Here is a 23,743-nt window from a genome sequence, read left to right on the forward strand (position 1 = left end):
CTCGCCTGGTGCATGGCTTGCCCAGTTCCGATGAGACTGCTGCGTTTGTAGCCCGTCGCTGCGGAAAGGACAAGCGTAAATGTGGAACGCCAAGGAACCGTCCTCCCCACTCCGATCGCCATGACCGAGCATCGTTCGGTGAGCAGTGTGATTGGGTACCTCAGAAAAAATTGGCTGCGCCCGCCTAAATTAGCGATTCCGCCAAACTTGCTTGAACTGGAATAGCGTGGCCATTCGTCACAATGCCGCTGCCTTCAAAAATCCGCTTGGGGGCGATAAGCGACCTTCATTCGGACGGTCATTTAGCCGCGCCGGTCAAGTTACGCTGGGGCCCTAGATGCCAACTGTGCTGGCAACGTTTGGCCAACAAACCGGCAACCCGTGCCTCGTCAGGAGCGCCCGATTCCTGTGGCATGTGCTTTTCGAATCGAGTCTTTGACCTTGCGAGAAGCAGCGCCTTTCCTCGTGCTGCGCACCGGGTCATTCAAGAGATCCGCCCACTCCTGCATCATCGCCTTGCGCTCATCCATGTACTCAGCATGGTTGTAGCTCGCACGCACCTTGTCGCGTTCGGCGTGCGCCAGCTGACGCTCGATCACGTCTGAGCGATAGCCCATCTCATTGAGGATGGTCGACGCCGTGGCGCGGAAGCCGTGAGCCGAGAAACCGATGCTGTCCTTGCCATTGAATCCCATGCGTTCCAGTGCGCGATTCAAGGTAGTGGCAGTCATGCACTCCTTTGGCCTGCGGTAGTTCGGGAACAACGCATCACGCCCTCCCGTATAGGTCTTCAACTCACGCAACAGACTGACCGCCTGCTTCGACAATGGAACGATGTGCGGTTCCCGCATCTTCATGCGCTCTGCGGGAATCCGCCACTCGGCGTTGTCCAAGTTGAACTCCGACCACTCTGCCTTGCGAAGTTCGACAGTTCGAACAAAGGTAAGCAGCATCAGTCGTAGTGCGATTACGGTTGTGCGATACCCGCCGTACTTTCCCAGCGCTTTGGTGAAGTCGACGATCTGACTGCGTGAAAGCGGCTTGTGATGTTCGACCTTCGGGCGATGAATGGCCCCTTTCAATGCGGCGGCGGGATCGCCATCGGCGCGCAGCGTGGCAACGGCGTACCTGAAGATGGCCGAAGACCACTGGCGAACCAGCAAGGCAACCGTTTCGGCTCCCCGCCCTTCGATGCGACGGATGATTTCAAGCAGATGCGCCGCAGTCACGCTGCGAATCGGCAACCTGCCCACATGGGGAAATACATCTGACTCCAGGAACCGCTCCACCTGACGCAGGTAGTAGGGCGTCCACCCGGGAGACTTCTTGGAAATCCACTCCTTCGCAACGCCTTCGAACGTATTCGCGTTCGCAGCATGGTTCGATAGCCGTTCGGCCTGCCGGTTGTGTGAAGGATGAATACCTTGCTTGACGAGTGCGCGCGCCTTGCCGTGCTCGGTTCGTGCCTCGGCAAGTCCGATGCTCGGATACTCACCAATAGCAAAGACGTTCTCCTTGCCAGCGATGCGGTAGCGGAAACGCCAGAGCTTCACGCCCGTCGGACGCACTTCGAGATGGAGGCCGCCGCCATCCGCTAGCTTGATGGGTTTGGGACCAGGTTTGGTGTTGCGGATCTTGGCGTCAGTCAGCGACATGGTGCGGGTATCGAGCTTCGATACCCGCAACGGTACCCGCAATTTCTCTGGCTTACAACGGATGCTCGCGGACATCTATGGCATAGAAACCCTTGTTTTTAAGGCGTTCTATGCGAATACGTGGACTGCCGTGGATATGCATGGATGCCGATGCTAGTTGTCGATCATCAGGAGCATGACGGGCCTTGCCGGAATCATGGCGTATCGGCGCCAGGGGTTTCGGCATTATAGCCATCCCTTTCCAACGGCCTTGCAGGCACGACGCTGGGGCCGTCCTATATCTCGCTGCGCCGGCGCGGCGCCAGCATCGCCGCCGACAGTCCAGCGTCGGCCAGCGGCGAAGGCAATGGCCGGCCCAGCGCCAGGTTGGCGCAGGCTTCGCCCATCGCGGCGCTGGTCTGGATGCCGTAGCCGCCTTGCGCGGCGACCCAGAAGAAACCGGGCGCGTCCGGTGCGAAGCCACCGACCAGATCGCCGTCGGCGACGAAGGAGCGCAGGCCGGCCCAGCTTCGGTGCGGCCGACGGATGGTCATGGTGGTCGCTTCCTCGATCCGATGGATGCCCAGCGCGATGTCGTAGTCCTCCGGCTGCACATCGTGCGGCTCGACCGGATCGGCATTCGCGCAGGAACCGAGCAACAGGCCGGCATCGGGTTTGAAGTAGTAGCTCTCGTCGAAGCTGGTGATGAACGGCCAGTCTGCCGTGGCAAGGTTTTCCGGTGGCTCGAACACGAACGCCGAGCGCCGCTTGGGCGTGATGCCGATCGGCGCCACCCCGGCCAGCGTCGCCACCTGGTCGACCCAGGCGCCGGCGGCATTGAGAAGCAGCGGCGCGCGAAACGCCTGCACGCCGTCGTCCGCCTGCCAGCCGCCCGTGCCATGGCTGATCGCGCGGATGTCGACGTTCAGGCGTAGCTGGCCGCCACGCGCGCGCAGCCCGCGCAGGAAGCCTTGATGCAGTTCGTTGACATCGATATCGGAGGCGCCAGGCTCGTGCAGGCCGATCTGCGCCGCCTCCGGTCGAAGCACAGGCACCGCCGCCAGCAGCCGGGCTGTGTCATGCAATTCGATGTCGCGGGTGAACGGCGCGATCGCCTCGTACAGCGCCAGCACGTCGTCGACCTGCGCAGCACGGCCCAGGATGGTGGCGCCGCGCCGCGTGAGGATGGGATGGGCCGCGAAACCCGCTGGCGGCTGCGTCAGGAACGGCCGCGCGGCACGGGTCAGTGCGCGCACCTGCGGCGAGCCGTAAGTCTCGCTGAACAACGCGGCGGAGCGACCGGTCGAGTGCATGCCGGCATACGCCTCGCGCTCCAGCACCAGCACGCGCGCATGCGGTGCCATGAAATACGCGACCGAGGCGCCGGCAATGCCGGCACCGATCACGATCGCATCGAAATCGGATACATCCATATTCATGCGGTATCGCCTTGCGACTGCCGCGCCACCACGCTGGCAGCGGTGAGGTCGGCAGTGACGTTGCCCAGCGTGGCCAGCGCGTCGGGAAGAGTATCGACCGCCAGCATCAGGCCCAGCGGACTCAACGGCAGGCCCATCGACTGCGCCACCGGCAGGTTGGTCGCGATGAAAGTGACCTGACCCGGCAGGCCGACCGAACCCAGGCTAACCACCACCGCCAGCAACGCGCCGGCGACCAGCTGCGCGGTGGACAGGTCGACGCCGTACGCCCAGGCGATGAAGGCCGCCGAGGTCATGTACTGCACCGGGCTGGTCAGGCGAAACAGCGACACCGCCATCGGCAGCACCAGCGCAGTGACCTGCTGCGGATAGCCGAGCCGGCGATCCGCGCTTTCCAGCATCGCCGGCAGCGAGGCCAGCGACGATTGCGTGCTGAGCGCCACCACCTGCGCAGGCACCAGCGCGGCGGCGAACCGGCGGATCCGCTCGCCGCCGAACACCATGGCTACCGGCAACATCATCACGGTAACGGCCAGATACAAAAGGCACTCGACCAGCACATACACGCCCAGCGCACTGAGCATGCCCAACCCCGAGCGCGCGCAAACCGACAGGATCAGCGCGAACACGCCCAACGGCGCGGCCCACAGCACCCAGCGCACGATCACGATCATCGCGTCGGCGATCGCCTGGAAGAATTCCATCAGCAGCGCACGCTGCGCCGGTGCGATCCGGGTCAACGCGAAACCGAGGAACAGGGCGAACACCACCAGCGGCAGCATCGCACTCTGCGCGGCGGCCATGATCGCGTTGTTCGGCACGATGGCGGTAAGCGCGTCGGCCCAGCTGACCGGGGCCGCCAGCGCGGCCGACGGTACCGCCGCATGGCCGAGTGCCGCGATCAACGCCGGATTGTGCGGAAACAGCGCGAATACCAGCGGCGCCGCCAGCGCGGCGAACAGGGCGCCGCCGGTCAGCACCACGATGAACACCACGATCGCGCGCCGCGCGATGCGGCCCGAAGCCGCCGCGTCGGTGGCGGTATTCACGCCAACCACCACCAGCGCCAGCACCAGCGGCACCACGGTCATCTGCAATGCGTTCAACCACAGCTTGCCGATCGGCTGCGCCACATTGGCCACCTGCAGCGCCAGCGCCGGATTCCAGCCGACCAGCAGCAGGCCGATCAACGCGCCGGCGGCCAGTCCGGTAAGCACGCGCGAGGTGGCGCTCACGGTGCGGTGTCCGTCGCGGCGATCGCCGGCAACTGCCAGTCCGTGCGCAAACGCTCGTATTCGCGCTGCGGCAGCAGTACGAAGATCGGCTCGTCTTCCGGCCGCAGCCAGGCCAGCAACGACTGCATCACCGACGGCGTCATCGCCGTGCAGCCGGCGGTCGAATCCGTCGGCGACTTCCACAGGTGCGCGAAGATGCAGCTGCCCGCCTGCGGTTTCGCCTGTGGATTCTGTTCGATCACGAACCCCATGCGGTAGCGCTGGTCACCGTCGAGGTGCAGGTCGCGCCGCATCGGTTCGGTGGAACCCTTCACCGCGTCGGCGCCGACCACGTTCGCATCGACGATGCGGTTGTAGTGCGCCGCGCCGCTGACGTCGACGCAGTACTCGGTGGCGTTGAGTGCGAGATACGGCATCGCCGTGTCGACGCTGGCGGCGTAGCCGAAGGTATCGCCGATGCGGAACACACCGGCCGGGCTGCGGTTGTCGCCTTCATGCTTGACCGGTCCGCCACGCTGCGGCGCGTTCAATCCCAACCCCCAGCCGGCGCCGGTCTTGCCGATCGTGACCGGCGCGGCCACGCCGGCCGCGACCCAGCCATGCGCGCCGCGCGTAAACGTCCGCAGCACGCCATGGTCGGTGTCCCAGTCGGCGACCGTGACCAGCACCAGCTGGCGCGATGACTGCCACTGGCTGGTCTCGCTGGCCTTCAGGTCGCGCCCGGCACATCCGGCCAGGGTTGCCAGCGCCAGCGCGAGACCCACGGCGCGTGAACGGGAGTAGCGTCGAAAAACCATGCATGCATGCCTGCAAAGTGGGGTTACGGCTCCAGCATCAGCTGGATGCGGTCGAGATTGGCCAGCAGCTGTGCGTGGCGGTCCTCGTGTCCTTCGCACAGCAGCACGAACACGCCGTCCAGCAGATGCTGCAGCGCCGACTGGTACAGCAGCGGCTGGATGTACGGCTGCTCGTCGTGCGCCGACACCACCAGCGCGATATCGGCCAGCGTGCGCAGCGGGTTGGCGGTATGCCGCGTTACCGTGATCACCTGGCCGCGGCGCTCGCGGAAGTAGCGGCTGATCTTGCACAGCGCCGGATGGTTGCCATGTTCGGAGAACACCAGCAGCACATCGCCCGGACTTGCCGCCGAAACGTTCGCCGTCATCCGTGCGGTGTCGAAGTTGTGCACGGCGAGAATGCCCAGCAACGACAGCTTCAGCGCGAAGCCGCGCGCATAGATGTCGTCCTCCCCCAGACCGAAGATGAAGACCTTGCCGTTCTTGCCGGCCCGGCCGATCGCATCGGCCACGGCCTGGATCGTCTCCGGCGGATTGATCAGCCGGGTCGCCTCCTCGGCCTCGGACTTGCGCCGCCAGAGGTTGCCGGCGAGTGAAGTGTCGGACTCGCTGGCCCGCGCCGTGGCCAGCTGCGGCGTGTCGCCATTGTCGGCGCGCGCATTCGCCTCGCCGACGGAATACTTGAGGTCCGGATAGCCCTTGAAACCCAGCTTCTGGGTGAACTTCACCACGCTGGACTGGCTGATCCCCAGCGCGTTGGCCAGTTGCTGCGAAGAGTAATCGCGCAGCAGCTGCGCGTTCTCCAGGATGAAGTCGGCAATGCGCCGCTCCACCGCCGACATCTGGTCGCGCTCCGAACGGATTTTGACCAGCGCCGACATCAGGATTCGATCCTCTCCAGCCCGCGGATCTCGCGTATGCCCAGGCCGGGCGCATCCGTCACCGAGATTTCCGATTCGTTGAAGATTACCCCACCGTCGACCGGATTGAACTGGCACAGCGACGGACCGTCGAGGTCGATCTTGGTGATCACGTTCGACTTGGCCACGGCCACGTGCACCGCCGCCGCCACGCTGATGCTGGTCTCCAGCATGCAGCCGATCATGCACTCGACGCCGTGCATGGCCGCGATGTCGGCGATGCGGATCGCGTTGGAGATGCCGCCGGTCTTCATCAGCTTGATGTTGATGATGTCGGCCGCGCGCAGGCGGATCAGCTCGATCACTTCCATCGGGCCGAACACGCTCTCGTCGGCCATCACCGGCGTGTGCACGCGTTCGGTGACGTAGCGCATGCCCGCCAGGTCGCGCGCCTTCACCGGCTGCTCGATCAGCTCCAGCTTGATGCCGGCGTCCTCCAGCGTCTGCAGCGCGTACACCGCCTGCTTGGCGGTCCAGCCCTGGTTCGCGTCCAGCCGCAGCAGCGCGCGCCCTTCCACCGCCGCGTAGATCGCCTTGACCCGTTCGATGTCGACGCCGATGTCCTTGCCGACCTTGATCTTCAGCGACTCGAAGCCGCGCTCCACCGCGGAGACGGAGTCCGCCACCATCTTGTCGATGTAGTCGACGCTGATGGTGATGTCGGTGGTGATCACCGGATCGCCGCCGCCGAGCAGTTTATACAGCGGTGCGTTGTAGAGCTGGCCCCACAAGTCGTAGATCGCGATTTCCACCGCCGCCTTCGCGCTGGTGTTCTTCTCCATCGTGCCCTGGATCAGCTGGGTGAGGTGATTGAGCTCGGCGATATCCTGGCCGATCAGGCGCGGCGAGATGTAATGGCGGATCGCGTCGATGATCGAGCCGTGGGTATCGCCGGTAATCACTGCCGTGGCCGGCGCTTCGCCGTAACCGACGTGGCCGCTGTCGGTATGCACCATCACCACGATGTCCTCGACCGTGTTGACCGTGCGCAGCGCGGTCTTGAACGGCGTCTTCAGCGGCACCCGCAGCATGCCGAACTGGATGTCGGTGATTTTCATTGGCAAGCCTTCATGGAATCCGTGTCCTTGTTTCTTCTTGATGCAAGCAGCGGCGGGCTCAGCGGCGAATGCGCACGATGCTGGTCATGCGGTCGACGAACGTCTGGCGGTCGTTGAACAGCATCGGCAGCAGCGGAGTCACCGACACGGCGTTGAGCTTGATGTGCGCGATGCCGCCGTCGCTCTTGCGGTAGCTCATGCCGCCCACGTCGTGGATCACGTAGGGCTGGGAGCCGATCTGGCCGATCACCATCATCACGTGGCCGGGAATGTAGACCAGGTCGCCCACCTGCAGCTCATGCGCTGCCTGGATGCGCGCCTCGCGGCTGTCCTTGTCGGTGAACAGCCGATGCTCCAGCGCCGGGCTGATCGCCTGCTTGCTGGTGTTGCGCGGCATCTGCACGCCCATGCTGCGGTATACATCGGAAACGAAGCCGCTGCAGTCGCGGCCGTCGTAGGCATGGCCCCAGCCGTAACGCTCACCGAGGAACTTGAACGCCTGGCGGATGATGTTGGCCGGCGTCAGCGGAAGGTAGTCGCTCGCCGTATCGGTGTTCTTCTGCAGCAGCGCCGGAGTGAACTGCAGCTTGCCGGCGGCATCGCGCAGCGGCAGCTGCAACGTGTACGCCGCATACGGCGTCTGTCCGTTGACCGGCTGATCCGCGGGCAGATCGGTCTGCAGCGGCACGCGGGTGCTCATGTCCAACTGCAGCTGCGAAACGCCAGGCACCTCGCGCGTGAACACGGTGCGTTCGGTGGCGCCGGTGATCACCCGATACGGCGTCTTGTCGGCATAGCCGAAGACCTGCGCGGCACTGCCTTCGGCCACGTTCTCCTTCTCGGTCCATGCGGCATAGCGCGGACTCACCACGAACAGCCAATGGCCATCGCGGCTGGCGTGCACGATCGCCACCGGCACGCCGGGAAACTCGGCGGTTTCCTGGAAGCGGTCGATGTCGGTGTCGCCCTTCGAACTGAATACGCGCAGTCGGGTCGGAAGCGTACGCAACGACGCGCGCTGCACCACCAGGCCGTAACGCGTGCTCTGCTGCGCGGGAATGTCGGACAGCGCGAGATTGTCGATCAGCGCATCCAGCGTGGCGGCGGGCACCGGCTTGCCGTCGACGTCGTACAGCTGCCGCGTCGGCCGCTCGGACAGCTGGTCGATCCAGCCGGCCACCTGCTCGCGCATCAAGATCTTCGGCAGTGCGTGCAGGTCGTGCATCGAGCTGTCGATCTGCAGCAGCTTCGCGTTCTCCGCGTCGATCTGCGCACGATCGAGGATCACGCGATCGGGCTGCTTCTGCAGGCCGATCCAGTACGCCGGGGTGAGCTGCGCATCGCTCACGCCCATCACGCCCGAAGGCGGGATCGTCAGTGCCGGCGCGACATCACGCGCCTGCAGCGGCATGGCGGCGAGACCGAGCGTCAGCATACTTGCGGCGAACAGGGGAAAGCGCATCTTCATGGTCCTTGGTCGAGACTGCATCACGGGCTGGCCAGCGCCGACAACACCGACGCCACCAACAAGCCGAAACCGGTGCCGAGGATATAGCCCAGCAAGGCCAGCAGGACGCCGACCGGCACCAGCGCTCGCGAATAGCTCGCGGCCAGCACCGGCGTGGCGGCGACGCCACCGATCTGCGCCAGTGACGAGATGCCACAAAGGTAGAGGTCGAAACGGAACAGCTTGGCGAAACCCACCAGCAGCACCGCATGGATCGTGATGATCGTGGCGCCGCACAACAGGTACAGCGGCGCCGCGGCGATGCCCTGGAAATTGCTCTGCGAAGCAAGCACGGCGACCACGCTGATCAGCAGCGCGCTGGAAATCTTGCCCGCACCGGGAAACCGCGCCAGCGGCGTGTGCGCCACCAGCAGCCCCGCGGCGGTGGCCAGCATAATCGTCCAGGTAGTTCCGCTGATCATGCTGGAAACCGGCAGCCAGTCCGACACCCAGCCCGACAATGCAGCCACCGCCAGCGCCATGCCCAGCCATAGCAGCACGCTGTCGTAGGTGGTCGGTCCGCTGGCCGGCGTTTCCGCCACCGCCATGTCGCCGCTGGATTCGGCCCCGGTCCAGCGGTTGAATGCCGGCGCCAGTCGCGCCACCGAGAACAGCACCACCACCCACATCGAGTAGCACAGCGCATCGGTGAGCAGCGACATCGCCAGGTGCTGATCGGACATGCCGATTGCCTGCTTCACCGCGATCATGTTCGCGGTGCCGCCCATCCAGCTGCCCGACAGCGCGGCCAGCGGCTGCCATGCGTCGCCCGGTAGCCAATGCCGGTACAGCAGGTAAGTGCCGATGAAGGCAATGAACAAGGCGATCCCGGCGCAAGTGAATACGCCCAGCACGCGCGGTCCGAGTCGCCAGATCGCGCGCAGGTCGCAATTGATCATCAGCAGGAACAGCAGTGCCGGCACCATGTGCGCGGTGAGCATCGATTGTGCGTCGTGGATCTCGCCATTGACCTGCCATAGCCCCGACACCGCCAGCGTCGTCACCAGCAGGTAGGTGAGCACGATCGGCGGCAACACGGAAAAGATGCGCCAGTTGAAGCGCCGCTCGACCGCGGGAAACAGGCCGGCGGCCAACAACATCACCGCCAGATAAGGCCAGACCGTGTGGATCACGTGCATCCCCTTGTGGGTGGTTCGCGGACCTGCGCAAACCGTGGTTTCCGCCGTCAAGGAATATCTGATTCTTTTCTAATTGAATTGAAGCATAAATTATTGACCGCCAATTGCAAGCGTGTTACACAGCGCTTTCAGGGGATTCGAATTGGGGACGCCGATCGATGGATACGCTGTTGCCTGTCGCGCCGAGATTACGCCGCCGTGGTCATGGGCTGCGCGTCATCGCATCCCCGCTCGCCCTACTGCTTGCCCTGCTGCTCGGCATCCAGTCGGCATCGGCCAACGATAGCGGAAGCAGCAAGACCGCCCCCATCATCGCCCAGATCGACGCCGGCCACTTCAAGGCCGCCGACGCGGCGATCACTGCCGCGTTGGCGCAACCGGGCCTGTCCGCCGAGACAAAAACCGCGCTCGCGTTCCAGCGCGAACGCATGCGCCGCATCCTGCTCGACTTCACGCTCAGCGCCGACCAGGTCAAGGCGCGCGTGCGCAAGGAAATTCCCGACCTGACCGATGCCGAGTTCGCGAAGTGGGATGCAGCCGGCCTGTTCGAACATCAAGTCATCGACGGCAGGACGCTCTACTTCAAGCGTTCGCCGGGCAACCTGTTCCGGCTCAGCCCGGAGGCGGTGGCGCGGCGCGCCGTGCAGACACCGATCACCGACGGCCCGATGGAGTCGTTGAACGAGCATCAGCGGGCGATCTACCACGCGGCACTCACCGAACATCGCAGCAGCGTGCTGCCGCAGCGCGTGCGCATGACCCAGACGCTCACCGTCAACGCCGACACGGTGCCCGCCGGCGAAACCGTGCGCGCCTGGATTCCTTATCCGCAGGCGGTACCGGGGCAGCAGGAGGACATCCGCTATGTCGGCAGCGTGCCGGCGCAGCATCAGATCGCAGCGACGACGGCACTGCAGCGCACCGTGTATCTGGAAAAACCCGCGGTGGCCGGGCAGAAGACGGTGTTCTCGGTGACCTACGAGCTGACCCTGCTCGCGCAATACCACGCGATCGATCCGGCCAAGGTGCAAGCGGAAAGCATCACGCCGGAACTGGCGCCGTTCGTGGCCGAACGCGCACCGCACATCGTGTTCACCGATGCCATGCGCGCGTTCTCGCGCAAGGTCGTCGGCGATGAGAAGAACCCGTACCGCATCGCGCAGAAACTGTTCATAGCGGTCGACCGCATTCCGTGGGCCGGCGCGCGCGAATACTCCACGATCTCCAATATCAGCGACTACACGCTGCATGCCGGCCACGGCGACTGCGGCCAGCAGACCCTGCTGCTGATGACCTTGCTGCGGCTCAACGGCATTCCCGCGCGCTGGCAGTCGGGCATGGTGTTCTCCGACGACGGCAGCGGCTACAACAACATCCACGACTGGGGCTACCTCTATCTGCCGCCCTACGGCTGGGTGCCGATGGATGTCACCACCGGCCGGCTGCATCCGGGCCCCGGCGACGACAAGGCGCTGGAGTGGTTCTACCTCGGCGGCCTGGACAATTACCGCCTCGCCTTCAACAACGACTTCGGGCGCGCCTTTCAGCCGCCCAAGCAGCATTTCCGTTCCGACGACGTGGACTCACAGCGCGGCGAAGCCGAGTGGAAGGGCGGCAACCTCTACTTCGACCAGACGGACTACGACTTCAAGTGGCAGATCCTGCCGGCGACGCAAGGACGCAACAACAAGTAATCAGCAGCTTTCATAAACATGGCATCGACGGCGTCGATGGGGGAGATCGCGAGATGAGCAGTACTCGGACATTGCGCAGGACCGTACTTTGCATGGCGCTGTGCCTCGGCCTTTCGTCGCTGGCGGTGCCGGCGGCATTTGCAGGCAACAACGATGGCTCGGTGGTAGGCCATACCGCCGCCAGCGCGGTGGTCACGGTGTCCAACGCCGATACCGGATTCACCCGCACCGTCACCGCCGACGCAAAAGGCAACTACCGCTTCCCGTTCCTGCCGGTGGGCACTTATACCCTGCAGGCCAACAGCGGCGGCGCGCCGGTCGGCGAACCGGTCCATGTCACGGTCAGTCTGGGCAATGCCACCACCGTCAACGTCGGCTCCACACCCACTTCCGGCACAACGCTCGAGGCGATCAATGTCAGCGGCACGATCCTGCCCGGCGTCGATGTCACCTCGACCGAATCGGCCACCAACGTCACCCGCGAACAACTGGCCCGGTTGCCGGTCGACCAGAACATCACCTCGGTGGCGGTACTGGCGCCGGGCGTCAACAAGGGTGTGGCCGGCTTTGGCGGCATCTCGTTCGGCGGTTCGTCGGTGGCGGAGAACTCGTTTTACGTCAACGGCCTCAACGTCACCGACTTCTACAACCGTAACGGCTTCTCCTCGGCACCGTTCGCGTTTTACCAGGAGTTCCAGGTGAAGACAGGCGGCTACTCGGTCGAGTTCGGCCGCACCACCGGCGGCGTGATCAACGCGGTCACCCGCTCGGGCACCAATGAGTTCAAGTTCGGCACCGAGATCACGCTGGAGCCAGGCAACTGGCATTCGCGCGCCGACGATCACTATCGCGCCGACGGCACACGCTATCTCACCCAGAGTCGTGACCAGGACTCGCTGGTTAAGCTCAACGCCTATGCGTCCGGTCCGATCATCAAGGACAAGCTGTTCTTCTTCGCGATGTACGAGGCGCGTGGCGCCACGCCGCACAATACTGACGATGCCGGCGCCGTATTCACCGCCAACAACGCCAACACCGGTTTCTGGGGCACCAAGCTCGACTGGCATATCAACGACAGCAACCTGCTCGAGTTCATGGCGTTCTCGGACAAGGACAAGAACGTCGGCGACGTCTACGACTACGACTACGACACCAACACGATCGGCAAGAAGACCAACGAGATCTATACCGATACGGGCGGCAAAAACTGGAACCTCACCTGGACCAGCTACCTCACTAGCGACCTGTCGATGAAGTTGATGTATGGCCGCAACGATCGCGAGTCGTTCAACCGGGGCCTCAGCGATCTGGAATGCAATCGAGTCGCCACCGACGGCAAGATTGCGCTGCCGCCAGGCAATGTCGCCCTCGGCTGCACCACCAACTCTTCGGTCAGCAAGCGCAACGACATCCGCAAGCAAGGCCGCGCCGACTTCGAGTGGACACTGGGCGAGCACCTGCTGCGCTTCGGCTTCGATCACGAGCAGAACACTTCCGACTACAACCGCTACTACACCGGCCCCGGCGCGATCTACTACAACGTCTACAAGGCGGCACCCGGCTCCTCGATCTCCAATCCGAATGGCGGCGGGGTGATTCCGCCGGGCTATACCGGCTATGTGCGCGCGCGCCGTTACCAGATTGCCGGCAACTTCGAGACCACCAACTCGGCCTACTACATCGAGGACAACTGGCAGGTCACTCCCAATCTGCTGCTGAACGCGGGCCTGCGCGACGATGGCTTCGACAACAAGGCCGGCGATGGCAAGAGCTACATCAAGATGAACAACATGATCGCGCCGCGCCTGGGCTTTTCGTGGGACGTGACCGGCGACGGCAAGACCAAGCTGTTCGGCAACCTTGGCCGCTACTTCCTGCCGGTGGCCAACGTGATCAACATCAAGCAGGCGGGCGGCCTGCTTGATGAGCGTACTTACTACGCGTTCGGCGGTTGGCAGATCAAGGACCGCAACGGCTCGCAATACGCAGTACCCATCCTCGGTCCGCAACTGGGCGGCGTGGACACCTCGCAGGGCAATGGCACGGTCGGCGACCTGCGTTCCGAGGTCGATCACAAGATGGACCAGGTCTATCAGGACGAAGCGATCCTCGGCTTCCAGCAGATGATCGACGACAAGTGGTCGTGGGGCGTCAGCGGTACCTACCGCCGGCTGCATAACGCGATCGACGACATGGAGATCAGCGCCACCGCCCAGTGCGGCCCAAACGGCTATGTCGGTTGGGTGATGGCCAATCCCGGGTCGAAGGTGCAAGTGTGGGGCGATACCAATTGCGACGGCAAACCGGACGGCTATCTCACGGTCGATACGTCGAAGGAAGGCTGGGCGATGTATCGCCAGGACGGCGTCGACGCCAATGGCGACCCGATCATGACCTACATCGGCCAGCGCGGCTGGGTGAAACCGAAGCGCACCTATTCGGCAGTGGAGTTCCAGATCGACCGCGCGTGGGACGAGAAGTGGGCGCTCAACGCGTCCTACACCCTGTCGTGGAGCCGCGGCAATGCGGAAGGCCCGGTGAATTCGGACACCAACTTCGACGACACCGGCCGCACCGAGAACTTCGATGATCCGTTCGTGAACTTCGGCGGCGATGGTTACCTGCCGAACGACCGCCGCCACCAATTCAAGCTGCGCGGCACCTACGCCATTACTCCGCACTGGCAGATCGGTGCCGATGTGCAGGCGCTTTCCGGCACGCCGATTACCGGCTTCGGCGTGGGCAACCCGTTCGACGCCACCAACTACCACAGCTACTACACCTGCGTGCAGAACTGCACGTCGGACTTCTCCGCGCAGCGCGTCTATGTGAGCTCACCGCGCGGCAAGTACGGCCGCACGCCGTGGACCTACAACCTGGGTGCGAGCATCAGCTACCTGTTGCCGATCGGCGACAAGGGCCGCTTCAAGGCCAAGCTGGCGGTATATAACTTGCTCAATTCCCAGCGCAAGCTCAACGTCGACCAGGATCTGCAGACCACCATCGGCAATGGCACCAGCGATACTTTCGGCGATGGCATCAGTTTCCAGGCGCCGCGCTTCACCCAGCTCACGGTAAGCATGGATTTCTGACCTACTTCCCCCGTCGGCGACCCGCTGGATGGCGGGCCGCCCCTTTTTCACCCGGATAGATGCATCCCGCCGGGCAGTGGACATGACGCGGGAAGATGACTGTGCAGCCGATGATAAAGACGAACGACGCCACTTCAGAGCAAGCCGATCACCTGTTTTTCGATGGCGTCGACCTGCAGTTGCTGGCACAACGAATCCCCACACCGTTTCATGCTTATTCGACGACCGCGATCCGCCAGCGCATCGGCGGCCTGCAAGCCGCGATGAGCGGTCTCGACGCCACCATTTGCTACGCGGTCAAGGCCAACCCGAACCTTGCCATTCTGCAGTTGATGGCGAACGCCGGCGTCGGCGCCGACATCGTCTCGGTCGGGGAACTGCGCCGCAGCCTGCACGCGGGCATGCCACCCGAACGCATCGTGTTTTCCGGCGTCGGCAAGAGCGCGGACGAAATCGCCGGTGCACTGACCGTCGGCATCCATCGCTTCAATGTCGAATCGCACGATGAACTGCTTACGTTGCAGCAGCTTGCCAGGACACAAGGGGTGACGGCCCGCGCCGCGGTCCGCATCAACCCCGATGTCGACGCGCATACCCACGCCAAGATCTCCACCGGCAAATCGGAAAACAAGTTCGGCGTGAGCATCGACGAGGCGCGCCAATGGTTCGCCGAACGCAGTCTGTTGTCGCACGTGCAGCTCGATGGCCTGCACGTGCACATCGGCTCGCAGATCCTCACGCTGGAACCGTTCCGCCTGGCGCTGCAGCGGGTGGCCGCGTTCCGGCACGAGCTCGAGCAGGCCGGCCATCCGGTCAACAGCATCGATGTCGGCGGCGGCCTCGGCGTGTGTTATCGGGCCGGCGAGGACCATCCCGTCGCCGCCGCCGATTATGTCGCCGTGATCCGCGAGGCGCTGGCCGGCTATCACGGGCGCCTGCTGCTGGAGCCCGGCCGCTACCTGGTCGCCGAGGCCGGCGTGCTGTTGACTCGCGTGATCCGCGTCAAGCCGGGCATCGAACGCCAGTTCCTGGTGCTGGACGCAGCGATGAACGACCTGCAGCGGCCCAGCCTGTACGACGCCTGGCACGACATCGTGCCCGTATCGGACGAACCGCGGCCGCTGACCACTTACGACATCGTCGGCCCGGTGTGCGAGACCGGCGACACGTTCGCGCGCAACCGTGCGATGCCCGAATGCATGGCCGGCGACCTCTTGCTGATCAAGGCCACCGGCGCGTACGGTGCGTCGATGGCTTCCACCTACAACTCGCGGCCGCTGGCGCCCGAGGTGCTGCTGAACCAGGGCCGCTACGCCGTGGTGCGCCGCCGTCAGCACTTCGAGGAAATGATTGCCGGCGAACAACCGGCCCGTCACTGGGAAACGACATGAATCCGATCGTACGCCTCGCCACCTGCGCTGCCTTGACCTTGTGTACTGCGCTTCCCGCGCATGCTGTACAACGTCAGGCCGAACAAGGTCAGGCCGAGCGGGATCCACCGATCACCATCGACACCCATGTCGACATCCCGTTCTCGTACATGCGCGAGCCGCGATTCGACGTGGGCAAGCCCACGCCGCTGCTGGTCGACCTGGGCAAGATGGAGCGCGGCGGGCTCGATGCCGCGTTTTTCGTGATCTGGGTGCCGCAGGGGCCGTTGACCGCGGCAGGCTACGCCAAGGCAGTGGACCAGGCCGGGCAGAAGTACGACGGCATCGGCCGCATGCTGATGCAATATCCCGACCGCATCCGCCTGGCCACCACGCCTGAGCAATTGCTGGCCAACCACCAGGCCGGCCTGCTGTCGGCCACCATCGAGATCGAGAACAGCTACTCGCTCGGCCATGACATCCATCGCCTTGATGCGGCTTTCGATCGTGGTGCGCGCTCGGTCGGGCTGGTGCATGTAGGCAACAACGACCTGTGCAGCAGTTCGCTGCCTGACACGAAACACGGCGAGCCGGCGATGAACAGCACCGGCGACACCGGCATGAGCGATTTCGGCCGCGCCGTAGTGAAGCGGGCCAATCAGCTCGGCATGCTGGTCGACATCTCGCACGCTTCGGATGCCTGCGTGCGCGACGCGCTCAACGTGTCCTCGGCACCGATCTATGCCTCGCATTCCGGTGCCCGCGCCGTGCTCGATCATCCGCGCAACCTGCCCGACGACCTGCTGCGCGCGATCGCCGCCAAGGGTGGCGTGGTGCAGGCGGTGGCGTACAAGGAATTCCTGAAAAAAGATCCGGGTCGCGAAGCGGCCGAAAAGAAGTTGCAGGCCGCCGTGGCGAAGCAGGCAGGCGACAAGGAATACGACAGCGATAAACACGACTACCTGCCTGCAATGGACAAGGGCATGGCGGAGATCCAGAAGAAATTTCCGCTGCCCACGCTGGACGACTACATGAACCAGATCCAGCACATGGTGAAGGTCGCCGGCATCGACCACGTCGGCATCGCCTCGGATTTCGACGGCGGCGGCGGCATCACCGGCTGGGCCAACGCCAGCCAGACGCGCAACGTCACCGCCGCCTTGCGCAAGCGCGGCTTCAGCGACGCCGACATCGCCAAGCTGTGGGGCGGCAACCTGCTGCGCATGTGGCGCGAGGTGGAGCGCGATGCCGAACATCATTGAGTCGCGTGCCATGTGTCTCATATCGAAGCGCCCCCTCACCCCTACCCTCTCTCCCCCGGCACAGCCGAGGCAGCGGGTTGTGACCGGAGGGAATCCCTTGTGGAGGGTGAGAGGGCGCTCCTTGCTTCTCATCGCCGCGCTGATCCTGACCGCCACCACAGCCCATGCCAGCAAGTCTCCCGTTGCAAATCCCGAAACCAAGACCTTCGACAAGATCGTCGACGACACCATCGCGCGCTATCACCTGCCCGGCATCGCCGTCGGCGTGATCGAGAACGGCCAGGTCGTGTACGTGCGTACCGCCGGCGAAACGGTGGCGGGCTCGGGGCAGAAGATCACGCCGCAGACGCTTTTCAAGATCGCCTCCAACAGCAAGGCGATGACCACCGCCCTGCTCGGCCGCCTGGTCGACCAGGGCAAGCTGCACTGGGACGACCCGGTGACGAAATACCTGCCGCAGTTCCGCATGCACGATCCGTGGGTGACCGCGAACATGCGCGTCGCCGATCTGCTCACCCATTCCAGCGGGCTGCCCCAGGGTGGCGGCGACCTGATGCTGTGGCCGGAGCCGAATGCGTTCACCCGTGCCGACATCATCCACGGACTGGCCTATATCAAGCCGGGCTACGGCTTCCGCTCGCAATACCAGTACGACAACCTCCTCTACGTAGTGGCCGGCGAAGTGGCCGCTGCCGCAGGCGGTGCGTCCTACGAGACGCTGATGCATCGCGAGGTGTTCGAACCGTTGGGGCTTTCGCGCTGCCAGGTCGGCGAATGGAACCGCGACGCCGTCGGCAACGTGGCGCAGCCGCATCGCCGGGATGGCAACGGCAACGTGGCGATCCGCGAAGACGCGGAGGTGATCCCGGCGATCACCTCTGCGCCCGCCGGCGGCATCCGCTGCGACCTCACCGACATGCTCAGCTGGGCGCGCAACTGGCTGGTGCCCACGCCGGCGCAGCTGGCCTGGCTGTCGCCGGCGCAGCGGCAGATCCTGCAGGCGCCGCACATGCTGATCCCGGTGCCAGCGCTGCGTCGCACGTGGGACCACTCACACGTGATGGCCTACGGCTACGGCTGGCGCATGACCGATGTCGATGGCGAGTGGAACGTGTGGCATACCGGCACGCTGACCGGCATGTACTCGATGCTGGCGCTGCTGCCGGATCGCCGCAGCGGTTTCGTGTTCATGATCAACGGCGACGCTGACGAGGCGCGCGCGGTGCTCGGCGAAGTGCTGACCAAGCACTTCACCGCTCCCGGCGAACGGCGCGACGTGAACTGGTATGCCGATGCGCTGGACAGCATGGCCAGGCAGCATGCGGCAACATCCGCCATGCCCGATACCGCGGCGCAGCGACCGGCGGATCCCGCCGAACTGGCGACATGGACGGGCATCTATCGCGATCCGTGGTTCGGCGATATCTCGCTGTGCCCGCGCGAGGGGACAGTGCGTTTTGCCGCTATCAAGTCGCCGAAACTGGCCGGCACGGTGATGCGCCTGGGCGCGCGCTACCTGGCGCACTGGGACGACTCGGGCGAGCTGGATGCGTGGCTGGATTTCCATGCCGCCCGGGACGGTCAACCGATCACGCTGCGCATGGCCAAGCTCGATCCGAAAGGTGACTTCAGCTCCGATTACGAAGATCTCGATCTCCAGCGCATCGGGGACTGCCACCAATGAACTCCTCAAAGAACACCCGCAGGAGCGCACCCCGTGCGCGATGCCCTGATGTCGATGGCCCGGAAAAGCTTCGCGCACAGGGTGCGCTCCTACAGAGCCGCCTGCTGGCCATGTTTGCGCTGCTCGTCGCCATCGGCGGAACCGGCCGCACCCATGCGGCGGAGCAGCCGCCCGCGCTGTCGCCGGCAAAGACCGCCGCGGCGGCCGGCCTGGTAGATATCCGCACACTGGTTCCGGACATCGCCGAGGACATCAAGTACGCCGGCCGCGACAATTTCGTGGGCGCACCGGTCGATGGCTATCGCGCGCCGAAGTGCTTCCTGCTGCGTCCGGTCGCCGAGGCACTGGCCCGCGTCGAGCACGATCTGCGTGCGCAGCACCTGCGCCTGAAGATCTGGGATTGCTACCGCCCCGCTCGCGCCGTAGCCGATTTCGTGCGCTGGGCGCACGACCTCGGCGATCAGCGCACGAAGGCGCAGCACTATCCGGCGCTGGACAAGTCGAAGCTGCTCGGCGACTACATCGCACCCGTCTCCGGCCACAGCCGCGGCGGCACGGTCGACCTCACGCTGGAACGTTGCGCGGCCGACGATAAGCACTGCGAACCGCTGCAAATGGGCACCGACTTCGACTACTTCGGCGTGCGCGCGAATACCGACACACCCGGCCTCACGCCACAGCAACGGGAGAATCGGTCGCTGCTGCGCCGTGCGATGGAGCGCGGCGGTTTCCAGAACTATCCGCTCGAATGGTGGCACTACACCTTCGCGCAGGAACCCACGCCGCACACGATCTACGACGTGCCGGTGCAATGAAGCAGACCGTACCTGCGCATACCTACCCGGAGGTTCTGCCATGCACAGGCTGACCGCTTTGCTCGCTTCGATGATCTTCCTCGCCGGCACCGCCGGCTGCACGAACCGCACGGCCGCGGTCGATCGCCTGATGCAGAAATACGACGGCGACGTTCCCGGCGCCTCGCTGCTGATACTCAAGGATGGCAAGCCGCTGGTCCGCCGCGGCTACGGCCTGGCGAATCTCGAACAGCACGAGAAGGCTTCGCCGGCCACCAATTACCGACTGGCTTCGGTGACCAAGCAGTTCACCGCCGCGGCGATCCTGCTGCTGGCCCAGGATGGCAGGCTGAAGCTGGACGATTCGATACGTCACTGGCTGCCGTCGCTGCCGGCGAACACCGACAAGGTGACCTTGCGCGAGTTGCTGAGCCACACCGGCGGCCTGATCGACTACGAGGACTTGATACCTGCCGGCACCACCGAACAACTCAACGACAACGACGTGCTGCGCATGCTGTCGGCCACGCCGAAAAGCTACTTCACACCGGGCTCGGCGTATCGCTACAGCAACTCCGGCTATGTGCTGCTGGGCCTGGTGGTGGAGCAGGCTTCGGGCGAAAGCCTGCCGGCCTTTCTGCAACAGCGCATCTTCCGGCCGCTGCACATGGATCACACGTTGCTGTATGTGCGCGGCAGCCCCGAGGTCAGCCATCGCGCCTATGGATACAGCGAGGAGAACGGCGCGTGGAAGCGCACCGACCAGGACGTAACCAGTGCTACCCGGGGCGACGGCGGCATCTATTCCTCGATCGACGACATGGCCAAGTGGGACGCCGCGCTATACGACGACCGCCTGCTCAGCGACGCCTCGCGCAAGGTCGCCTTCAGCCCGCATGCGAAAGTCACCGGCGAACCGTACGAGGCCAGCTACGGTTCCGGCTGGCGCATCACCGGCGATACGCTATGGCATTCGGGCGAAAGCATCGGCTTCCGCAACGTGATCGTGCGCTGGCCGCGGCAGCACCTCACCGTGATCCTGCTCAGCAACCGCAACGATCCGGAGCCCTACCGCACCGCGCTGTCCATCGCCGAACCGTTCCTGCACTGAGGGCTCGGCTGTACTACTGAAAAGCCCTGGTTGGGAGTCGTCGCTGATGCGTCATCCGTTTGATCTGCTGCCCACGAACCCCCGCGTTGCTTGGCGTAGCGCGTTGCTGGCGCTGATTCTCTTGCTCGCCGCCTGCGCCCACGCTCCGCCGCGCAATCCGCTGGCGACATGGGTGCCTTCGCCCAACCACGACGTCCGCCGGCCGGTGCTGATCGTGCTGCATTTCACCAACCAGAACTCCGCACAGGCAAGCCTGGATACCTTGCGCACGAAGAACAGCGGCGGTCCAGTGAGCTCGCATTACCTGATCGGCAGCGACGGGCAGATCTACCAGCTGGTATCCGACCAACTGCGCGCTTGGCACGCCGGCTCGGGGCATTGGGGCACGATCACCGACGTCAACTCCGCCTCGATCGGCATCGAGCTGGACAACGATGGCGCCACGCCGTTTGCGCAGCCGCAGATCGCGAGCCTGCTGCGCCTGCTTGGTGACCTCACTGGGCGACTGCATATTCCGCGCACGCAGATCGTCGGCCATGAGGACTTCGCACCTACCCGCAAGGACGATCCGGGTCCGCTGTTCCCATGGCAGCAACTGGCCGATGCCGGCTTCGGCCTGTGGCCGCTGACGCCGCTGGTCGATCCGCCGGCCGGCTTCGATCCCTGGATGGCGCTGGGCCTGGTCGGCTATCCGCTGGAAGACCGCACCGCCGCCGTGCGCGCATTCCGTCATCACTTCCGCGGCATGCAGGGCGACGCGCTCGATGTCGAGGACTTGCGCATCCTGTACAGCCTCACGCAACAGATCGAGTCCGGCAGCCATACGCGAGCGGTCGACTAGAACGCCAGCACCTGGTCGGTATACGTCTCGACCAGCGCACTGAACGGCCGCCCATCGCCGGCAAGCAGCAGCGCGCGATGCTGCAACAGAAAATGCGGTATCGCCAACGTACCCGAGGCCGGCCGCACCTGCGCGCGCTGCAACTCCCAGCCCGCCGGCAACGGCGACCAGAGCAGATCGGCGCTCAAGGTCTTGCGGCGAAAATGCAGCGGCTGCACCACCTTGCCGAACGGGACGTCGCTGCTGTCGAGCTGGCGATTCATCTCCGCCGTCAATCGGTTCGGCAGATACCAGTTGTCCGCCTCGGACAGCACATGATCGCCGCACTTCAGCTGGACTCGCCGATACTTCACCGGCTCGTTCGCATCGATCGCCAGCTGCGCGCGCCATTCGGGCGGCAGCGGCTTGTCGTCGCCGCGCACACGCTGCGCCACGACGCGTACAGGCGCCGCCATATGATGCGCGCCGCACCAGCGTTCCAGCGTCAGCGTCGCGCTGTCATGGCTGAGCAGATCGGCGTTGAGGGTTTGCAGCAAGGCCAATGCCTGGGTGCGGGCAAGCGGCGTGTCCGGCCAGATCGGCGCTGCCGCGTCGCGCGCGACGGCGGCGCTGCAGCCGATCAGCGACAACGCCGCGAGGAGTCGTACCTGGCGGGAATGTCTCACAGCCCCTTCGCCGCTTGCGCCACCGCACGGAACAAGGCACGGCCCTTGTTCATCGTCTCTTCCCATTCGGTCGCGGGATCGGAGTCGTAGACGATGCCGGCACCGGCCTGCACGTGCAGGCGGCCGTTCTGGATCACCGCGGTGCGGATCGCGATGGCGGTGTCGGCGTCACCCCACCAGCCGATCCAGCCGATCGCGCCAGCGTAGATATTGCGCTTGTACGGCTCCAGCTCCTGGATGATTTCCAGTGCGCGGATTTTCGGTGCGCCGCTGAGCGTGCCCGCGGGGAAGGTGGCCTTGAGCACGTCCATATAGCTGAGGCCCGGCTTCGCGGTGCCCTGCACCTGCGAGACGATGTGCATCACGTGCGAGTAGCGCTCGACCATGAACGACTCGCTGACTTCGACCGTGCCGGTTTCGCTGATGCGGCCGATGTCGTTGCGGCCAAGGTCTATCAGCATCACGTGCTCGGCGCGCTCCTTCGGATCGGCCAGCAACTCGGCTTCCAGCGCCTGGTCTTCCGCTTCCGTGGCGCCGCGCCTGCGCGTGCCGGCGAGCGGGCGCACCACCACCTTGCCGTCCTTCAGCCGCGCCAGGATTTCCGGCGAGGAGCCAACGATCTGGGTATCGCCGAGATCGACGAAGTACATGTACGGCGACGGATTCAATGCCCGCAGTGCGCGGTATACATCGACCGGCCTCGCGTTGAAGCCGACGCTGAGCCGCTGCGACGGCACCACCTGGAAGATGTCGCCGGCGCGGATATATTCCTTCGCGCGCTCGACCATCGCCTCGAACTCCTCTTTCGTGAACGAGGACTTGAAATCGCTTTCGTCCAGCGCGACCGACTGGGTGAGCTGCGGATACGACGCGCCGCCCTGCCGCAACCGATAGACCAGCGCATCGAGCCTGCGCTGTGCCTCGGCGTACGCCTGCGGCTGCGCCGGGTCGGCATGTACGATCAGATAAAGGCGCCCCTTGAGGTTGTCGAAGACGGCGACCTCCTCGGCCAGCATCAGCAGCACATCGGGCGTACCCAGTTCGTCGGCGCGATCCCACTGCGCCAGCCGCGGCTCGATGTAGCCGATCGTCTCGAAGCCGAAGTAGCCGACTAGGCCGCCGCTGAACGCGGGCAGTTGCGGCAACCGCGGTACGTCGTACTCCAGGCGCAGCTTTTCGATTTCCGCGAGCGGATCGTCCAGATGCCGCCGCTCGGTGATTTCGCCCGAGTCCTCCACTTCCAGCTGGTGTCCACGCAGGCGGTACACCCGTTTCGCCGGCAGGCCGATGATCGAATAGCGTCCCCAGGTGGCACCGCCTTCGACCGATTCCAGCAAAAAGGTGTACGGGCCGTCAGCCAGCTTCAGGTACACCGACAGCGGCGTGTCGAGGTCGGAAAACACCTCGCGTACCAGCGGGATGCGGGTATGCCCGTGGGCAGCCAGCGCGTCGAATTCGTCTCGGGAGATCACGTGGGAAGATCCGGATGGCCAAACGAGGA

The 23,743-nt window shown here is 64.7% G+C and carries 18 protein-coding genes; 8 read left to right on the plus strand and 10 right to left on the minus strand.

Annotated elements, in window-relative coordinates:
* Positions 1-389: 389 nt before the first annotated feature.
* The 8 genes from BUA26_RS06130 to BUA26_RS06165 all read right to left on the minus strand — a co-directional run bounded on the left by BUA26_RS06130 (position 390) and on the right by BUA26_RS06165 (position 9,729).
* Complete coding sequence (locus tag BUA26_RS06130) at positions 390-1,655, minus strand: tyrosine-type recombinase/integrase (protein ID WP_072760114.1); 1,266 nt, start codon at positions 1,653-1,655, stop codon at positions 390-392.
* Positions 1,656-1,930: 275 nt separating this feature from the next.
* Positions 1,931-3,073 carry an NAD(P)/FAD-dependent oxidoreductase gene (locus tag BUA26_RS06135; RefSeq protein ID WP_072758776.1) on the minus strand — a complete coding sequence of 381 codons (1,143 nt, stop codon included), beginning with the start codon at positions 3,071-3,073 and terminating at the stop codon, positions 1,931-1,933.
* Positions 3,070-4,308 carry a dicarboxylate/amino acid:cation symporter gene (locus BUA26_RS06140; protein WP_072758777.1) on the minus strand — a complete coding sequence of 413 codons (1,239 nt, stop codon included), beginning with the start codon at positions 4,306-4,308 and terminating at the stop codon, positions 3,070-3,072. The genes BUA26_RS06135 and BUA26_RS06140 overlap by 4 nt, the downstream gene beginning before the upstream one ends.
* The gene (locus BUA26_RS06145) at positions 4,305-5,105 is read right to left on the minus strand and encodes a L,D-transpeptidase family protein (protein WP_072758778.1); all 801 of its coding nucleotides are present in this window, start codon (positions 5,103-5,105) and stop codon (positions 4,305-4,307) included. The genes BUA26_RS06140 and BUA26_RS06145 overlap by 4 nt, the downstream gene beginning before the upstream one ends.
* A gap of 23 nt (positions 5,106-5,128) precedes the next feature.
* Complete coding sequence (locus BUA26_RS06150) at positions 5,129-5,986, minus strand: MurR/RpiR family transcriptional regulator (RefSeq protein WP_072758779.1); 858 nt, start codon at positions 5,984-5,986, stop codon at positions 5,129-5,131.
* Positions 5,986-7,083, minus strand: coding sequence for a dipeptide epimerase (locus BUA26_RS06155; RefSeq protein ID WP_072758780.1), 1,098 nt, complete (start codon positions 7,081-7,083; stop codon positions 5,986-5,988). Before BUA26_RS06155 ends, BUA26_RS06150 begins: the two co-directional genes overlap by 1 nt.
* A 58-nt stretch (positions 7,084-7,141) precedes the next feature.
* Entirely contained in the window at positions 7,142-8,545 is a 1,404-nt protein-coding gene (locus tag BUA26_RS06160) for a C40 family peptidase (RefSeq protein WP_072760115.1), read from the minus strand.
* A 26-nt stretch (positions 8,546-8,571) separates the two neighbouring features.
* The gene (locus BUA26_RS06165) at positions 8,572-9,729 is read right to left on the minus strand and encodes a DUF819 family protein (RefSeq protein WP_072758781.1); all 1,158 of its coding nucleotides are present in this window, start codon (positions 9,727-9,729) and stop codon (positions 8,572-8,574) included.
* Positions 9,730-9,887: 158 nt separating this feature from the next.
* Here BUA26_RS06165 and BUA26_RS06170 point away from each other — a divergent pair, with 158 nt between their 5' ends.
* The 8 genes from BUA26_RS06170 (at position 9,888) to BUA26_RS06205 (ending at position 21,577) form a co-directional block, all read left to right on the plus strand.
* Positions 9,888-11,423, plus strand: a complete 1,536-nt coding sequence (locus BUA26_RS06170; RefSeq protein WP_072758782.1) for a transglutaminase-like domain-containing protein — start codon at positions 9,888-9,890, stop codon at positions 11,421-11,423.
* Between the two features lie 53 nt (positions 11,424-11,476).
* On the plus strand, positions 11,477-14,515 hold the full coding sequence (locus BUA26_RS06175; RefSeq protein ID WP_072758783.1) for a TonB-dependent receptor: 3,039 nt from the start codon (positions 11,477-11,479) through the stop codon (positions 14,513-14,515).
* Between the two features lie 110 nt (positions 14,516-14,625).
* On the plus strand, positions 14,626-15,906 hold the full coding sequence (lysA, locus tag BUA26_RS06180; RefSeq protein ID WP_072760116.1) for a diaminopimelate decarboxylase: 1,281 nt from the start codon (positions 14,626-14,628) through the stop codon (positions 15,904-15,906).
* The gene (locus BUA26_RS06185; RefSeq protein WP_072758784.1) at positions 15,903-17,147 is read left to right on the plus strand and encodes a dipeptidase; all 1,245 of its coding nucleotides are present in this window, start codon (positions 15,903-15,905) and stop codon (positions 17,145-17,147) included. Before lysA ends, BUA26_RS06185 begins: the two co-directional genes overlap by 4 nt.
* Positions 17,148-17,268: 121 nt before the next feature.
* Entirely contained in the window at positions 17,269-18,831 is a 1,563-nt protein-coding gene (locus BUA26_RS06190; protein WP_255368181.1) for a serine hydrolase, read from the plus strand.
* Positions 18,832-18,941: 110 nt separating this feature from the next.
* The gene (locus tag BUA26_RS06195; RefSeq protein WP_083572887.1) at positions 18,942-19,646 is read left to right on the plus strand and encodes a M15 family metallopeptidase; all 705 of its coding nucleotides are present in this window, start codon (positions 18,942-18,944) and stop codon (positions 19,644-19,646) included.
* 70 nt (positions 19,647-19,716) lie between these two features.
* On the plus strand, positions 19,717-20,736 hold the full coding sequence (locus BUA26_RS06200; protein ID WP_255368238.1) for a serine hydrolase domain-containing protein: 1,020 nt from the start codon (positions 19,717-19,719) through the stop codon (positions 20,734-20,736).
* A 46-nt stretch (positions 20,737-20,782) separates the two neighbouring features.
* A complete protein-coding gene (locus BUA26_RS06205; protein WP_072758788.1) occupies positions 20,783-21,577 on the plus strand; it encodes an N-acetylmuramoyl-L-alanine amidase in 795 nt (264 codons plus the stop codon).
* On the opposite strand, the gene BUA26_RS06210 is transcribed toward BUA26_RS06205, so the two are convergent.
* Both BUA26_RS06210 and trpE read right to left on the minus strand, forming a co-directional pair.
* Complete coding sequence (locus BUA26_RS06210) at positions 21,574-22,242, minus strand: hypothetical protein (protein WP_255368182.1); 669 nt, start codon at positions 22,240-22,242, stop codon at positions 21,574-21,576. The two genes, BUA26_RS06205 and BUA26_RS06210, sit on opposite strands and share 4 nt — an antisense overlap.
* A complete protein-coding gene (trpE, locus tag BUA26_RS06215; protein ID WP_072758792.1) occupies positions 22,239-23,714 on the minus strand; it encodes an anthranilate synthase component I in 1,476 nt (491 codons plus the stop codon). Before trpE ends, BUA26_RS06210 begins: the two co-directional genes overlap by 4 nt.
* Between the last annotated feature and the right edge of the window lie 29 nt (positions 23,715-23,743).

The organism is Rhodanobacter sp. OK091, assembly GCF_900142825.1.
Taxonomy (GTDB): Bacteria; Pseudomonadota; Gammaproteobacteria; order Xanthomonadales; family Rhodanobacteraceae; genus Rhodanobacter.